Origin of the sequence: Pseudoalteromonas luteoviolacea NCIMB 1944 (assembly GCF_001625565.1) — a bacterium.
GTDB lineage: Bacteria > Pseudomonadota > Gammaproteobacteria > Enterobacterales > Alteromonadaceae > Pseudoalteromonas > Pseudoalteromonas luteoviolacea_F.
Genome location: NZ_AUXS01000023.1, coordinates 1 through 17,582, shown reverse-complemented (window position 1 = coordinate 17,582; position 17,582 = coordinate 1). Strand labels below are relative to the sequence as shown.

Sequence of the window (17,582 nt, the reverse complement as noted above, 5' to 3'; positions counted from 1 at the left end):
TGACGTATCCTAACGTGAAGTGAACGTTAGGGTACATTTATGTCAGTGCCAACCATTCTGATCATCGATGATAATATTGAGGTGCGACTAAGCGCAGCTTACTTTCTTGAAGATCAAGGCTTCAAAGTATTGGAAGCCGATTCCCCAGATATAGCTAAACAGCTGCTCAGTGTAAAAGCTGTTGCCATTATTTTGCTGGATATGAACTTTTCTAAGGATACAACCTCAGGACAAGAAGGACTGGACTTTTTGACTTGGTTGAAAGAGCAAGATAATGCACCTGCCGTGCTGTGTATTACCGGTTGGGGAAACATCAATCTTGCGGTTAGGGCACTGCAGCTCGGGGCCAGTGACTTTATAGAGAAGCCGTGGCAAAACACAGCGCTTTTAACTTCAATTCAGCAGCAGCTCAAGCTACAAACTCGACAGCAAACCCAGTTATCTCATATTGCCAACCAAGAGACCCGAACGTCGCAGCCAGTCACTGAGTTTGTTTGGCAATCCGCGAGCATGCGAGCACTGCAAAAAAAGCTTGAAAGGGTTGCGAGGTCTGATGCCAGCATCTTACTTTGTGGCGAAAGTGGTGTAGGTAAAAGTCATATTGTTTCATGGCTTCATCGTCATTCCCTGCGAGCACACGGGCCACTTGTCAGTGTGAATATGGGGGCATTGGCCGAATCATTATTTGAAAGTGAACTGTTTGGCCATGTGAAAGGGGCGTTTACTGACGCGAAGCAGAATCGGACTGGCCGCTTTACCAAAGCGTCAGGCGGTACGCTCTTTATGGATGAAATAGCGACTTTATCTTTGCCTTTACAAGCAAAATTACTGCGAGTGTTAGAAACGGGTGAATACGAGGCGTTGGGAAGCAGCCAAACGACCCGCAGCGATATCCGTTTAATTTGCGCAACCAATGCTAATTTGCCCACCTGTATCGAACAAGGTACTTTTCGCAGAGACTTATTTTACCGTATTAATACCTTGGTGTTTGAGTTGCCCCCTTTACGTGAACGCGAGGCGGATATTGTTCCATTGGCTAAACATTTGCTTGCACAGCATGCGAAGCGTTATGGGATCACTGATAAAGAGTTGGCAGTTGAGGTCAAAAGCGCACTGAAAGCTTATCCTTGGCCAGGCAACATTCGCGAGCTTAGCCATGTAATGGAGCGCGCGCTATTAATGAGTGAAGGGCAGCAGATCTGCGTGGAGGATTGTCAATTGCGATTGGCAAAGCAGCCTGCCGCTTCAAAAGGTGTTCAGACTCGATTAGAAGACACCTCGTGCACTTTGGCTGATATGGAAAAAAACCTGATCATGCAAGTGTTGGAAGAAGAGTGTGGCGTGATCAGCCAAGCTGCACAGCGGTTAGGGTTAACCAAGTCTTCGCTATATCGCCGTTTGGATAAATATGGTCTAAAAGATGTCGGCTAATTTTGAGCGAGTGCTAGCCCTATATTTTATGCTGCTCAATGGGTTAGTGAGTGTACTCGGTGGCTTTTTTGTCAAGGAATGGCTCTTTGCGTCGTGGGTCACTATCCTAGTTGCGATACTCATATTTGCCTGCCTTCAGAGCGTTTCTAATTTATTATTGGGTCGCCTTAGCGGCGTTTTTAAGCGCGCAAGTATTCAAATAGAAGCGCTGCAACAAGCTGATTTTACTTACCAGCTCAAGCCGCATTATCGCAGTGGCGCAGTAGCGAAATTTGAACGTGAATTAGTGGCACTGAGCGATGAGCTACACAGCCAAAAAGCGCGCTACAATAGCCATATTTATGTTATTTATCAGCTCATAGATAAGCTGCCAAGCCCTATCCTGGTGTTTGACGAAGACAATAAACTTAGTTATGCAAACCCTGCTTTTGAGGTGATATACCACAGGTCTTGGCAGTTAGAGAAAGGGCGTGACGCTCAGGTACTAGGGCTGGCTCGAGATAACGATCACTGGCAGTTTTTAAATCGAACACTAAACACGAGTTGGACAATAAGCAGCAGTGAATTTTATGAACAGGGCAAGCGTTATAGCTTGCTTATTGCCATGGATATCAGAAAAGCACTACGTCACCAAGAGCTGACAGCATGGCAGAACTTGATTCGAGTTATCAGCCACGAGATAAATAACACCTTAACGCCCGTTAGTTCTTTAGCGCAAAGCTTACAGAGTAAAATGACCTTGCCAAGAGATCAGCAAGCGCTGTCGGTTATTGATCAGCGTTGTTATCACTTACAGCAATTTGTGGGTCGTTTCAGTGAGCTCTCCAAGCCACTTGAGTTACACACAAAACAGGTGGTGCTCAAAGATTTATTGATGTCTGTCAAAGCACTTATCGCACAGATATATCAAGATCAAACCCTGCTATTGGATTGCACAGTACGGGTTTGTCAGTGTGATCCTCAGTTATTAGAGCAAGCGTTAATTAATTTACTGAGTAATGCCGCCGAGGCGAATGCAAAACAAGGCCCACAAGGCAAAACAGTCAGCATTCAAGCGGGCTATCAGGCAGCCCATGTTGTGATAACCATTACAGATCAGGGCGGTGGATTTGCCAATATAGAAAATGCCATGACGCCGTTTTATACCACCAAGAGCACAGGGCAAGGGATTGGCTTAACGCTAAGCCGACGTATTATCGAGCAGCATGAAGGGAGCCTAACAGTAAGCAATGGTTTACACGGGGCGGAAGTGAAAATTACACTCCCTAGTTGATAATAATTATCATTACCATATAATTAACGCTCAACGAGAGTCAGTGACATTCTAACCGGGAAGTTTCTGAATTTGACTTAAGTATTCAGCGAGGAGTGTATTGTGTTGGTGTTATATCCGTTTATCGCTTTTCTTGTGATGAGTTTTGCCCTAAAGCATATTCAATTGCCTAGTCATACCAAGCGTTGGCTGAGCCGGTTGAGTGTGTGGGCTGTCGCTGCGGCGATGGCGAGTGCTAAATTTGCCCTTGGGCTGAGCGCGCCATTTTCAATGATTGCATTTGTGGTTGTGGGTGCAATTTTGACCTTGTTCACTTCCTTGGGTGCGCTGGCACGACATGATTAGCCCTTCCTTGACGCCAAAAATTGGCATAAGGTTTACTATCAATATGGTAGTACCAAGGATATTCAATGCGCGTCAGTATACAACTTATTCTAATGGTGTCTGTGTGGCTCTTTGCGACACCTTCTCAGGCGGGAAAAAGTGATTGGAAGACCATTCAAAGCCCTCATTTTCGAGTGCATTACCAACCGCCTTACTCAGTTTGGGCTGAAGCGTCAGTAAAGGAGCTGGAACGAGTTCGCAGTGAGGTATTAAGTCAGCAAGGTCGGGCGCTCGAGGTCATTATTGACGCCATAGTGATCGACCCTTTCAATTTGCCAAATGGGTTTGCTTTACCAAGTTCTGATAGCCCGTTTATGGCCTTGTATGTCACACCACCGCAATCAGATACGGCAATAGCATACAACCCTAGTTGGTTAAAGTTATTGGTACTTCACGAATATATTCACTTAGTACATTTATCGCAGCCAAACAGACACCCTGCTCGACAGTGGTTACGAGATGTGAGCGATAGTTTTGATTTGGCAGATGCTGTGTTGCCGCGCTGGGTTGCTGAGGGTTACGCGACGTTGCAGGAATCTAAGCTGACGGGTCAGGGCCGTTTATATGACAACTACTCTGAAGCGCTATTGCAAACTTTTGCTCGCCAAGGTGCTTTGCTGCCCTATCATGCCCTAAGTCATGGAGACGGAAGCTTTCGTGCCAGCGCGATGGCGTATTTATTAGGGGCAAGATTTTTGGCTTGGCTTGAGCAAGAATATGATGAGGCTACTTTAGATGCTGTATGGACGAGAGTAAATGGGGTGGAGAGTCGAAGCTTCGAAGCGGCATTTCAAGGTGCCTTTGGCAAATCTGCAATACAACTATATCGACGCTTTATAGCCGAGTATACCCACCAGGCTATTCAGTCAGTTTCTCAGCGTACTGTGCTTGAACAGTATGAATTCATGCAATTTACGTTTGCTGCTCGAGATATACAACTGTCCGCAAACAAACAGCAATTTTTGGCTGTGGAGTCTACTCAGTCTGGTCAAGTATCACTGGTTGTTTATGCCAGTGAAAAAAACCACAAAGCGGTTGAGCAATTTGAGCAGCGCCAAGCGGCGATATTGGCCCGCGATCCCGACGATATACCAGACAAATATCCGGCGTCCTTCCGACATGAAAAATTAGCAACTTTGGCGGCTGTGGACTTCAACGGGATTTACCATCCGCAATGGCTAGATGAGGAAACTGTTTATTTTGTCGCGCGGCAAAGGGTGGAGCATGGTTGGGCAAATGCGCTTTTCAAATGGCATATTCCCACTGACAAGGTCACGCGTTTATCTAACAGCATTGGGGTCCGGCGTTTTAGTATTATCAATGAGTCTCTAGTGATAGCAGAGCGCACCGAGCATGGCTTTTCTCAATTGGTTCAGATTAGTCTCTCCGATCAGCAAGTTATACCTTTGTTTTCGAGAGACTTAAACTCTGTTTACGACCATCCTGTGATCAGCCCAAGTGGTAAGCAATTGGCTTATTTAAAAGCAGCTCAAGGTCGTGGGTGGCGTTTATATATTGCTGATTTGGCTGACTCGACATTGGTGGCTAAGGAAGTTCCATTACTTGACGACAGCCAATACATCGCGTCGCCACGCTGGGACAAAACCGGTGCGGGGATCTATTTTGTGATGGGGCGCAAAGGCGCCTTGGGCATCTATTACTATCATCTGCAAAGGGACGAATTAAAACAAATAAGCGATGCGGAGCATGTATATGAAGAGGTATTAGGTGAGTTTAACAACCAGTTACTCTTTTTAGAGAGTACGCCATATGGCTCAAGACTCATGGCGATCTCTAATTTGAACGCACACGTGCAGCAAGTCACGGTACTTGATACTCAAGAGACAACACACAGTGATGACAAGCGAAAGGCACAGGCCCTACCCATTGGCTTTGCACAAACTGTGGCAAATTACGACCCTACCTTGCAAGACTGGTCTTTTGCTGTGTCTGTACAGGGTGCTTTAGCAAGCACAGAAGTGCTCAGTGTCGGTATCACAGGCGCAGATATACTCAAGCATTGGAGCTGGCAAGCGGGGGTGAGTCAATCTCTTTTCGATGACGTATTGCAAGGTGGATATCTGGATATGGCATACCGGTGGGGGAACTTTGACGTTCGCAACGAACTAAAGGCGAGTGAATTAGATACCTCTGTACAGCGAGATGAGTTTGGCAATTTTCAAGCTGTGCGAAAATCCTGGTCCAACACATTGGATATTTCATTTGCACAGCACAGCCAAAAGTGGCGCTGGCGGCCCTATGTTGGTTGGCATATGGCCGATCAACGCTATCAAGATCTTGAGCATAGCTATTGGGCGGGCAATCAGGTCTCTTATCACCATGATCAGCAGCAATATTCTGTGGATGTTGTGATGGATGGCGCGAAAATATGGGGGCACAACGCGGGCCATGAGATGATGCTCAAGGGGGCTGTGGCGTTGTGGCAATGGCCTATGTACATCAATGTGAGTAACCGTTACCGTACCGAACAGGCGCTTAGCGTTGGTGGATTTGCGACCAACAGTATATACAGTGGTGTGGGTGGGAGTCAGCAGCATGTTGCTGAGTTACCTTTTATGTTTACATCGGGTGCCCATTACTTAGGTTATGAGTTTGCAACTAGCTGGCGTGCAGGGCAACCGCGTTTATTTTATGCACGTCACCAAATGGACAGCCAAAACTTTGCAAAGAGTTGGGGTATAAAATGGCAAGTGAACTTAAGCCAAAAAGTGCTTGGTAGTGCGGCTAAATACGCGCCGGCAGGGATCTCCAATATGTATCTAGATGTGGGATTTTCTCGTCTTTCTCGTGACGCCCGGGAAGATGAATGGCGCACTTGGTTCGGGCTTTGGCACCCCTGGTAAATTTGTGCTCTTTAGGAAAAAGGCGAGTGGTCACCCGCCTTGTGCAATTGGTTGGTTTGATAAAAATGAGATCTTATTCAGTATAGGTCGCAACCAGTGTCACGTTAGAATAAGCGCTATAGCCGCGTAACATGACCCAGTACTTGCCTGCGCCACCAGTGATGTTACATGATTCGCTATTTCCCCATCTGTAAGGGCGACAGTCGTAAGTTGAAGTTGTTGGCTTACTGCCTTTTCTCACATACAGATCCGCATCACCTGAACCGCCAGAAATACTCACTTGGACATTCGAAGCACCTGCTGGCAAGTCTAAATAGTAAAATGCGGTCGCCAATCTATCGCCTTGCAGTCCTTCTTTCGCCACACCGTTGATGAGCTTGGCTGGATCTTCGTTTGGATCGGTCAACAGTATTTGTTTTGTTGTCGTTGCTGATGCGCCGCTGGCATCTGTGACTGTCAGTGATACGTTGTATGAGCCATAAGCTGCATAACTATGAGTTACGTTGGCACCAAAGCCATTGCTTGAAGTGTCTCCATAGCTCCACTCGTATTGGCTGATAGACCCGTTAGGTGAGCTTGAAGCACTTCCGTCAAAGCTACAGCTTAACGCTGTGCATGAAGCTGTGAATTGCGCGACTGGCAATGGATCGCTGTTGTTATCGCCATCCGGAATTTGATTGTTGAAATGGCTTGCTACTTTTGGCCAGATCAAGCTGACTTTTGCCCCTTTGTTGTGACAGCCACCCAAGTGATGTAGTGCGATGACCTTATTGCTAGATGCCGCAAGTACAGGAGAGCCAGATGAACCACCTATGGTGTCACAGTAGTAGCCAAGATCTGTACCTGTGCCTCTACCATTGGCGTTCGCGTTATTGACTGAACACAATCCATCCGTGTCGCGATCGGATTCAATGGACAATTCTTTTGGATTGCCTGAGCCGTGCTGCGGGATATAGATACGTTCACCTTGAGTTGCATCACGAACGTCTAATCCAAAGTAGCCAAATGGCTGGGCTTTGGCGAAGTCATTAATCGTGAATAGCGTATAATCAAGGGTATAATCTGTCGAAAGGAAGTCTTTACCGGTAACTTTTACTACGGTCTCTAAGGTAGAGCCATTACATGAAGTGTGTTGGTAGTTGAACCATACTTCTGTGTTGGATAATTCGGATGCAGATTCTACGCAGTGGTTATTGGTAAACATGCGGTTATCAGGGCCAACACGCCAGCCGGTACATAGTCCGCTACCGTTCATGAGTAGACGTGCAACAGGGCGGCTGCGTTCAAACTCAGTAGGGTTGCTGTTTGCCCAGCACTGTACGTCTTTTCGCTCCATCGCACCACACGTAGAGCTGATCCCAACATCCGTAGCAGGTGCCATTTGTGGTTCATTTTCAGTGCCGTGATCATAATAATCTATGATGGCGTTTTGGCTTGTACTAACTTGGCTGCCAGGTGTGTATTCTACTACTGCTGTTTCAGCAGAAATAGACATGGCAGAGAAGCTTGTTACGCCGTCGTCACTTTGGCTAAGTGTTGCTGCGCGCATGTTGTGTTCAGTGTACTCATAGCGCTCGCTGCCATCTTCTGAACGTACAACTAGTTTGCCACCACCGGCTAAATTAATGTTTTTAAAATGCAGTTTTATATAGCTGGCGTTGGGGTGTGTCACGGTTTGTGTGATGACATTGCTGGCGTTGTTGGCTGAGAATGCCGCCATTGCTTGAGGTTGAATCACAAGGTTCAGCTCAGCGCGTTTACCAATTGTGGCCATACTTGTTTTGCTAGTATATTGCATCATTTGCGCTTCTGTAAGCGCGGTGGTTTGCGCAAAACAGCTTGCTGAGACAAGTCCTAGTGCTGGTAATATATAACGAGTTTTCATTTATGTTCCTTGTTAGTTTTGTGTTGAGTAAAATATAAACAACAAGAAACAAGGTAATCGTATATAACGTAATTGTAAAGAAAATGATAATTAAATATTTTACAACGTTTAAGTTTTGACCATTGGAGTGACTTTTCGATTATTCAATACAAATCAACGCTACATGGGATGAGTGCCGTATCGTGCCAAGCTTGTTTCTTGCTGGTGCTAATTGATAGATCCCTATTTTGCCCCTGAAGCTGTTTTAGGTGCTTGGGTTTTTGTCGTTAATAATACATCAAGGCTATGATTTTAAATAGCTTATAACTTTAACTGGCTTAGCAAAATAGTGAGTAGTCCGAAGTGTCCAAATACATCAATAGCCAGCGGAATTAAATGGTTAGTGGCGGTATTCAAACCCGCCCAATAGCACCATTAATGGCAACACTGTGTCATTGTGAAAAATACCCAAATTATCTTTACGAAGCGCAATAGCCTTGCATTCCGATTCCGGAATTGACACAAGATCTTTCCGATTCTGGTTATTTATTTTCATTGTAAAATTATCAAGTTATTGATTATTAATCTTTTATTTGATTGGCATGTATTTCGCTCACAGGGAGTTAGGCCCGTGTCATCCTTGATACGAGAAAGTAACAAGTAACGAGAAGCATAGATGGATATTCAAGTACCAAAGCCTATCAGGCAACCTTTCTTTAAACGCCATAAGAGCTTGGGTGTTATCGCCTGTTTATTGATGATCTGGTTGTTAATGCAGTTGGATATTGGGCTGGCAACGCAGTTGCCACGGAGTGACATAACGATTGCAACAGTAAAAGCAGGCGCGTTAGACATTGAAGTGGATGCATTTGGTAAGTTGCAAAGTGCACAGCGACACATCATTACCGCTGCCAGTGCTGGTATTGTCACTGAGGTAGTCAACAAAGCAGGCAGTGTAGTTGAGGTGGGTACGGTGATTGCAAAGATGGAAAATCCGGATCTCTCATTGGAATTTAAGCGGTCACAGCAGCAACTCATTGAAGCTAAAGCAGACAAGCTGCAATTGAATTTGCGGCAGCAACGTGAGCGCTTGTTAGAGCAGTCAGGATTGGGTGAATTGGAAGGAGAGTTGGCAACTTTATCTTTTCGATTTCAAGCGCAAAAAAATTTGGCGGATCGCGGTATTATTTCAGAGTTATCTTTTCTTGAAACTCAAGCGCAGCTAGGTAGTTTGCAAACGCGAGTCGCGCATGCAAAAAAACGCATTGAGCAATTGCATGCACTGCACTTAAGTGCCACAGCACTTGCGCAAGAAAAGGTTGAGTTAGCAAGACAGGAGCAGGCACTATTGGCCGCAAAGGTTGCGCAACTTGCCATTGTCGCCGCCGAGCAGGGAGTGATAGAGGTGATGCCACTTGAGTTAGGTGCTCGAGTTGAAAGAGGCGCGCATGTCGCAACAATTGGCAGCCAGCATGCTTTGAAGGCTGAGCTAAAAGTGAACCAATCTCAGGCGGCAAATATACAAGTGGGTCAGTGGGTCAAGGTATTTGCTGCGGCGCAAGTGCTGCGCGGTAAAGTAACACGTATTGACCCAGTCATTACCGCGCATAATGTGATAGTGGAGGTCAGCTTAGTAAAATTGGGTGATACAGAACTGAGGCCAATGCAAAGTATTAGAGCGTCAATTGTCGTCGATACCATAGAAGACGCACTTTATGTGCGAAGCCCTGTTGGAGAGGTAGCCAAAAAGGCAACTTTGTACCGCGTATTAGAGGGGGGGAAAACCGAGTTGGTTGATGTCAAATTCGGTCAACAAAGTGGTCGCTACATCGAAATAAAAAGTGGGTTAAAGGTCGGAGACTCCGTAGTCATATCTGATCTCAGTAGTTATGCGCAACAGGCACAAGCCGTGGTTATTCAATAGGAGTGAAGATGCAAAATATGATTGAAATGCAGGAGATTGGAAAGGTATTCGAAACACAGGACTTTCAAACTCATGCTTTGAGAAATATCAATATCTCAATAGAGCAAGGTGAGTTTGTATCCATCTCAGGCCCATCTGGATGCGGGAAGTCTACCTTGTTGTCGATTATGGGCTTGCTAGAGCCAGCGTCGACAGGACGCTATTGGTTGGCTGGACAACCGGTGGATAATTTAACATTTGACCAAGCTGCGGCGCTAAGAAACTTACATATTGGGTTTATATTTCAATCTTTTAACTTGGTAGATGCGATGTCGGTATTTGATAACGTGGCGCTACCGCTGCGTTATCGCGTGCCCAAGCTCAGCGCGCAGGAGACCCGACAAAGAGTCATGTTGTGTTTAGAAAAGGTGGGTCTTTCTCATCGCGTTCAGCATCTTCCCGGCCAATTGTCTGGTGGTCAACAACAAAGGGTGGCCATTGCGCGTGCGCTTGTGACGCAACCAAGTATTTTATTGGTCGATGAGGCAACCGGAAACTTGGACTCTAAAAGCGGTGATGCCGTAATGGGTTTAATTGGTGAGCTACATCAACAGGGCACCACCATTTGCATGGTTACCCACGATCCGCGTTATGCAGATATGGCATCACGCCAAGTGAAACTGTTTGATGGCGAGTTACTGGGTTGTGGTTATACAGCGCCACAGACTGAGATAAGCATGTATGGACCCTTGTAGCGGAAGTGACATTGATGTGGAAAGAAAACTTCAGCTCGATTTCAGAGCTATTTAAAAAGACAAAATTTACAGTGTTGTTTGTGGTGTTGTTGGCCAGTGCGCTGGCTGGCGGCACCCTTGTTGGCTTGATTACTTGGCATGCCTATGCCCCGTTACCCTATGCACAAGATGAATCATTGGTGTGGTTACGTGGCAGCATGACAAATCAAAAAGGCGAACAAGTGATGGGCAATGCGCTATCTAACATTGCGGCACAGCACATAGCCAGTCAGGACTCTGCTCTTTCCATGGCGGCTCCGATTTACTATGGGGAAGCGCTATATATGGATCATGTGCAGCAACCCAAGCTGAATATGACTTACACCTCTAATGAGTTTTTTAACTTGTTTGGGCAAACACTGATACAGGGAAGATATTTTAGCGAACAGCAGCAAGATGGCGTAACAGCGCCCGAAGTGGTAGTCAGTCAATGTTTTGTCGAACGCTATATACCAGCGCTATTAGCTCAGAGCGCACTGACCTCAAGCCTGCCATATAGTTTGGAGCTTGATCAGCAAGTCTTTCATGTTGTTGGGGTTGTGGCATGTGACCGCACAGAGCCACAACTGTATATGCCAAACCGCCATACAGATGTATTTGTGTCATTTGCACATGCGATTGATAACACCGACCTATTGCGAGAGCATATTACTGTGCGCTACAACACCTTTTTGGTTGGACGAACTAGAAGCGAATCTCTTGCTACTGTGATGGCAGCAGGTATTTCAGTGTATTTGAATGAACAATTTAGCGCAGGCATAACAGATTTTGGTAGTGCGATCAGCAATCAGCTGCACTTTGAGTACATACCGTTACAGCAATATCTTAAGGGTGATTTGCAACAGACAAGTCGATGGTTGTTGTTAAGTGGTGTGGCCTTTTTGTTGATCACACTGGTTAACTTACTGACCTTTTACTTGTTAGATATAAAAAAGCAGCAGGCGCAATGGGTGTTGAAAACGGTGTTGGGGGCGCAATTGGATACCTTACGAACTGCACATCGCTGGCAATTGAGTGCGCTCTTTTTGTTGTCGGCAATGTTCGCACTGGTTTTGGCTGAGCTGGGAGTGGCAGCAATTCAGCGCTTTGGCAAACAAGAAGTGGCACACCTTGATTGGTTAGAACTGCATATTGTTCACTATTTGATGGTTGCGGGTATTGCGCTGCTTTTTGCCAGAGGGTTTGCAGCTTTTGGATTTAAACAACTCTCTTTTTCCAGCCTCTATCAAAATTTACAGAGCTCAGGTAAAGGTCAAGCAAAACAGCTTCCACAGTGGTTCAGCACCTCGGTTTTGATCACCCAGCTTAGTGTCGGGTTGGTCGTCTTATGTATTGGCCTGTGGACCGCGATATATTTTGGTAACAAACTGGGCATGCCCTCGGGTTTGAATGCTAAAGAAGTTGTATTTGTTACCCGTCATCAAACCTCTTGGCTGCATGATGAACAGGCTGTTTCAGCTCGCAAACAGCTTTTTTTATCTAATAAACAAGCGCTCCTAGCACACCCAAAAATTGCATCGGTGTCTTTAAGTAGCATTAGTCCATTGGATACAAGCTATTTGGCTGTGATAGGCACTCAACCGGACGCTGAGGTGCAACAGACAATGCAATCTCAGCTGGTGGGGGAAGATTACTTTTCACTTTTGGGTTTGCATTTGTTGGCAGGCAAGGCATTTGTCACTGCGGATAGCGATACTCGTCAATCGGTCATCATTAATCGACAAGCGGCAACTAAGCTTGGAATTGATCTAGATGATATAGGCATGACTTTGTACGGACGAGACGCTCTGCCAATCAAATTGGTGGGTATCGTGGAAAACATCTACAGCCATGCGCAGGGGACCCCCGCTACCATTTACTACCCCCATGATTTTTACGAGTGCAATATGGTGATCAAGTTTAAGCCCGGGCAAACAATGGACAAGCAGGAGCTAAGCGAAGTATTACAGCAGCAAGCGAGTACACAGAGAATTCAAGATGTGGCGTTTTTGGATGCGGATTTGGCACAATTGAATAAAGTAGCGGTATTGAGCTTTTATTGCGGCCTTGGACTAAGCTTTTTAATGACGATGCAAGTGCTGGTGGGGCTGTATGGGCTTTTGGGCAACATCGCTTTAATGCAAAAGCCACTATTGCTGATTAAGCAGCAAGTTGGTGCCACACGAAAGCAACTGATAAAGGAACAAGTTCGATTTAGACTAGTTCATTTTACTGGAGCGCTCTTAATCGCAACAAGTGTAATCCTAGGTTTGGTAAGTTTATTACCCACCGTGACCTATACTTTGTTGCTCTGTTACTTATTCTCTGTTTCTGTCTTGTTTATAGTGTTGTTTATTATAGATATTTATCACCTTTACGGGCAGTTGAAAAATTATTGAGAAGTTGTAACAGATTCTTACAAATGTCACACCCTAGGGATGAGAAATCTTGATAATATAGCGCTAGGAAATTATCAATAGGTACAGTCATGCAAGCAAGAATACTGAAGTGGATAATACCCTTCGTCGCGTTGGGTATAGGGATCATTGGGTTTAAGGGCATTAATGCCGTGGCCAAAAACGACGATGATTCTAGTGCAGTGGATACTCGTCCCATTGTAGAAGTCGAAGCGCTGCAAGCGCAAGATCATCAGGTTTTAATCAATAGTTATGGTGAAGTCACACCGCTTGAACAAACCATGCTTTCCGTGCAAGTTTCTGGTGAAATTGAATATTGGCACCCTAAATTTGTCACAGGTGGCGTGGTAAGCAAAGGCGATGTTCTGCTGCGTATTGAAAAAGACAATTACCAAGCGGCAGTACTGCAAGCGGAAGCGTCACTATCGAGTGCGCAGGCTAAATTGATTGAAGAGCAAGCGCTGGCTGATGTGGCCGCTGATGAAGCAAAGCGTTTCCCCAATAAAAAGCATACTGACTTATTCTTGCGAAAGCCTCAGCTGATGAGTGCTAAAGCTGCGGTGAAATCGGCCAAAGCGGCACTTAAAAGGGCGCAGCGTGATCTTGATAACTGTGAAGTTGTTGCACCTTTTAATGCATTGATCGTATCGAGAGAAGTGGGTCTTGGTCAGTTTGTCAGCACTGGTAGTCCGGTTGCACAATTAAATAATATTGAGCAAGCAGAAATTGTAATTCCTATCGCGGGTTTTGACTCTATTTTCCTACCTGAACAAGTTTCTGGACTTAAGGCAACTTTGACACAAAGAGGCGTTAATGGCTTTACTCGCGAAGCTGTCATTCATCGCGATTTAGGTATCGTTGATCAGCAAACGCGGATGAGTAGCCTAGTGGTTAGAATTGAAGACCCATATGGACTGATAAGCAATGCACCTGCGATTAAGTTTGGCACTTATGTACAAGTGCAGTTTCAAGGCAAAACACTTCGTCAAATCTATCGTCTACCTCAGGAGCTAGTGAACAATCAAACGGTTTGGCTACTAAATGAGGAAGCGGAGCTCGAGCCTCGCCCTGTGCAAGTGATCCGTGAAGAAGGCACATATTACTTGGTCGGAGAAGGGCTATCCAACAATGATAAAGTTGTTGTAACCCTACCAGAGTACCCGCAGCGCGGCATGGCTGTAAAGGTTGCTGGCTCTGAAGATGCAGATGGAGATTCTGACAACGTGGGAAAGCTGTAACAGCAGGGAATGAACTATGAGTGAGCAAATAAGAACTTCCCAAAAAGGGTTAATCGCATACTTTGCGCATAATCCTGTCGCTGCAAACTTGATGATGATATTTATCTTGATCATGGGGGTTGTGAGTTATATGACAATCCAGCGACAGATGTTTCCTAGTCAGGAAATTAATAAAATATCAGTGAGTGCTGTATACCCAGGTGCATCTCCCCAAGAGATTGAGGAGAGTATTTTAATTAAGATTGAAGAAGCGATTAAAGACGTTACTGAAATCGACAAAGGTGTATATCGTGCTACTCGCGGCAGTGGCAGTGTGGTGTTAGATATTGATGTTGACGCTGACCTAAATGAAGTGACTGAAAAAGTCAGGACAAGAGTTAACGGTATTGCCACCTTTCCGGGCGATATGGAGCCTGTTCGAGTCCAATTGAGAGAGTTTCGTCAAGATGTCATTCAGATGGCGTTGGCAGCGGATATTCCACTTACGGAACTTAAGCCTCTGGCAAAAGAAATTGAAGACGAACTGCTGCAGCTATCCAATGTGTCTTTGGTTGAACGCAATACTCCAGAGTATGAAATCGCCATTGAGATAGATCCTGATACGCTTAGACGCTATGACTTAACTATAAACGACATCAGTAATTCGATTCAGCGTTATTCTGCCAATATGTCGGCAGGTCAGATCCGAACTGAAGCTGGCATCATTTCTGTCCGTGTCGAAAATCAAAAGTACAGTGGTGATGAGTTTAAACGTATTCCAGTCAAGGTCGGTGATAATGGTGCAAAAGTTTACCTCCAAGATGTTGCGGTGATCAAAGATGAATTTGTTGAAGGTGAATTCTACTTTAAACAAAATGGTGTCAATGCTGCTTTTCTATCTGTGAAAGCAACTAAAGACCAAAACATGATCCCAATAGCAAACACGGTTCATGCCTACATTGAAGCAAAAAATAGTACTTTACCCGCAGGTGTAACGTTAACGCCCATTGTTGATATGACTTACTACCTAGATGCGCGATTAGAAATGATGAAAAAGAATATGCTGCAAGGGGCCTTTCTTGTTGCCATCATGCTGTCTATTTTCCTGCGTTTCAAGTTGGCATTGTGGGTAATGATAGGTTTACCTGTGTGTTTCCTTGGCGCGATTATGTTGATGCCGGTGTTTGGTATTAGCATCAATATTGTATCTTTGTTCGCATTTATTATGGTACTGGGGATAGTCGTCGATGACGCCATTGTCATAGGAGAGTCCTCCTATACAGAGGTGGAGCGCAGTGGCCCTAGTGTAGATAGCGTTGTGCGAGGGGCAAAGCGTGTTGCTACCCCTGCAACTTTCGGTGTTTTGACAACCATGGCGGTATTTGCACCTATGGTCATGTCTACAGGTCCCCAGGGCGCTTTCTTTAAATCCATTTCTATTGTGGTTATTTTGTGCTTGGTATTTAGTTTGATCGAGTCTAAGTGGATTTTGCCTGCTCACCTTGCACACACCAAATTTAAGCCAATGCGCGAAAACAGCTGGCGAGCGGAATTTAACAAACGCTTTTTTGAATTTGTGAATGGTCCATATCGCCGTACTGTAGAAAAGTGTGTGGAGTGGCGCTGGACTGTGTTCTCTGGCTTTATCGCTGTGTTCCTGATCAGTATGTCACTTATTACGACGAGCCAAGTGCGATTTATTCCACTCCCTAAAGTGCCTCATGACTTTCCAATGGTTAAAATTTTGCTTAATGACAATGTATCTGATGAGCAAACTTTATCTGCGGTGACGAAAGTTGAACAAATGATGCTCGAAGTAGACAGAGAGATTGAACAAGAATATGGGCAAAAAATGCTAAAAGATGTTCTTGTTTGGAATGAAGGGCGCAGTGAAGGGTCTGTACTCGCAGTATTGGTTGATGAAGATCTTCGTCCGTTTGACGCGTTTGAACTTTCTCGTAGATGGCGTGAAAACATGCCAACCATTGCCGGTGTGAAATCTTTACTAGTGATCGATGATGTGAATGATTTTGGCGCTGGTGATGGTGAGTTTGGCTATTTACTTTATGGTCCTGATATTGACACCTTGAATGCCGCAGGCAGGCAGTTTATTTCTATGTTGCAGCAAGAGAAAGGCCTGTTTGATATCAGTTCGACTATCGACCCGCCGAGCAAAGAAGTTCAGTTAACGCTGAAACCAGTGGCTTATGACTTGGGGCTAAACCTTGCTGATATCGCAAATCAAATAGGTAATAGCTTTTATGGTGGTGAAGCCCAGCGCGTGCTTCGAGATGGTGAAGAAATCCGTGTTATGGTGCGCTACCCTGAACTTGACCGAGAAGCGATTGCCTCTCTTAAGTATGCGTTAGTGAAGACGCCGCAAGGGAAAGAAGTTGTTCTTGGTGATGTGGTTGAATTCACTGAAAAACCAGGCGTTAGTTTTATTCGACGTGAAGGCGGTTATCGCACCGTATACGTCTACGGTAGTATTGATGAGCAAGTCATTGAACCTTCTGTTGTGGTTGATAATATCCGCAAAAAGTTACTACCAGATTTACAAAGTCAATTTCCAGGAATTAAGTCTGAGCTAGGAGGTTCAGTGGAGGAAACTCAGGCCCAAGCGGATGAGCAAAAGCTCTTCTTTGTTGCTGGTATGATGATAGTTTATATTTTGCTGGCAGTGCCTTTGAAGAGTTATTCACAACCTCTGATCATCATGTCGGTTATTCCATTTAGCTTGATTGGCGCCATTTGGGGCCACTGGTTTAATGGTTTGGATATGAGCATGATGTCGACCTTTGGTTTAATTGCGGCCGCGGGGGTTGTGATCAATGACTCGCTTGTCATGACCGATTATGTCAACCAAGTGCGAAAAGAAGGTGTGGCTTTAAAGGATGCGGTTATTGAAGCTGGGTGTGCGCGCTTTAGAGCGATCACCTTGACCTCTATCACCACATTTGCAGGTGTAACCCCTATTATCTTTGAAACTAGTTTGCAGGCGAAGTTTGTTATCCCGATGGCGATTTCACTTGGTTTTGCAGTGCTATTCGCAACTGTGATCACCTTGGTATTGGTACCGTGTTTGTACATTATTCTGGTTGATATTAAGAGTGTGTTTGCAAAGTTGTTCCGTAAGCTTAAGCGCTTTAAGAAAGACTCAACTCAGCCAATTACATAAATTGAAATGTGATGGTAAAGCCCAGCTTGATGCTGGGCTTTTTTGTTTGTGTGTTCTGCCCAAAAATATGATTACGGCCTTTGTTCCTATTGTGGTCAAAAATTATATTTTTAATTTTTCAGCATGTTAAATTTGAGTTGGTATAAAGCCACTATATTTCCAGACCCAAGGGGTGGCAGTTATGGCTGACTTTGTGGCGGCACTATAATATAAACGTTTCTACAAGCATGTTATTGCACCGTATGAACCAAGCCATGTTGACACTTTGACACTTTGAC

10 protein-coding genes are annotated in these 17,582 nt (G+C 45.1%); 9 read left to right on the top strand and 1 reads right to left on the bottom strand.

Annotated features, from left to right (window positions below):
• Positions 1-39 precede the first annotated feature (39 nt).
• From N483_RS08840 to N483_RS08825, 4 genes are all read left to right on the top strand, one after another.
• A complete protein-coding gene (locus N483_RS08840) occupies positions 40-1,431 on the top strand; it encodes a sigma-54-dependent transcriptional regulator (protein ID WP_023400259.1) in 1,392 nt (463 codons plus the stop codon).
• On the top strand, positions 1,421-2,704 hold the full coding sequence (locus N483_RS08835) for a sensor histidine kinase (protein WP_023400258.1): 1,284 nt from the start codon (positions 1,421-1,423) through the stop codon (positions 2,702-2,704). The genes N483_RS08840 and N483_RS08835 overlap by 11 nt, the downstream gene beginning before the upstream one ends.
• Positions 2,705-2,806: 102 nt before the next feature.
• Entirely contained in the window at positions 2,807-3,049 is a 243-nt protein-coding gene (locus tag N483_RS08830) for a hypothetical protein (RefSeq protein WP_023400257.1), read from the top strand.
• A gap of 65 nt (positions 3,050-3,114) precedes the next feature.
• On the top strand, positions 3,115-5,952 hold the full coding sequence (locus tag N483_RS08825) for a TolB family protein (RefSeq protein ID WP_023400256.1): 2,838 nt from the start codon (positions 3,115-3,117) through the stop codon (positions 5,950-5,952).
• 73 nt (positions 5,953-6,025) lie between these two features.
• Here the strand turns inward: N483_RS08825 and N483_RS08820 are convergent, their stop codons facing one another.
• Entirely contained in the window at positions 6,026-7,837 is a 1,812-nt protein-coding gene (locus N483_RS08820) for a PKD domain-containing protein (RefSeq protein ID WP_023400255.1), read from the bottom strand.
• Positions 7,838-8,492: 655 nt separating this feature from the next.
• Between N483_RS08820 and N483_RS08815 the strand changes: the two genes are divergently transcribed.
• From N483_RS08815 to N483_RS08795, 5 genes are all read left to right on the top strand, one after another.
• Entirely contained in the window at positions 8,493-9,740 is a 1,248-nt protein-coding gene (locus N483_RS08815; protein WP_023400254.1) for an efflux RND transporter periplasmic adaptor subunit, read from the top strand.
• Between the two features lie 17 nt (positions 9,741-9,757).
• A complete protein-coding gene (locus N483_RS08810; RefSeq protein ID WP_052027399.1) occupies positions 9,758-10,474 on the top strand; it encodes an ABC transporter ATP-binding protein in 717 nt (238 codons plus the stop codon).
• Positions 10,475-10,488: 14 nt separating this feature from the next.
• Complete coding sequence (locus N483_RS08805; protein WP_023400252.1) at positions 10,489-12,891, top strand: ABC transporter permease; 2,403 nt, start codon at positions 10,489-10,491, stop codon at positions 12,889-12,891.
• 89 nt (positions 12,892-12,980) lie between these two features.
• The gene (locus N483_RS08800; protein ID WP_023400251.1) at positions 12,981-14,147 is read left to right on the top strand and encodes an efflux RND transporter periplasmic adaptor subunit; all 1,167 of its coding nucleotides are present in this window, start codon (positions 12,981-12,983) and stop codon (positions 14,145-14,147) included.
• 16 nt (positions 14,148-14,163) lie between these two features.
• Positions 14,164-17,304 (top strand): efflux RND transporter permease subunit, encoded by a 3,141-nt coding sequence (locus N483_RS08795; RefSeq protein WP_023400250.1) that lies wholly within the window; start codon positions 14,164-14,166, stop codon positions 17,302-17,304.
• Positions 17,305-17,582 lie beyond the last annotated feature (278 nt).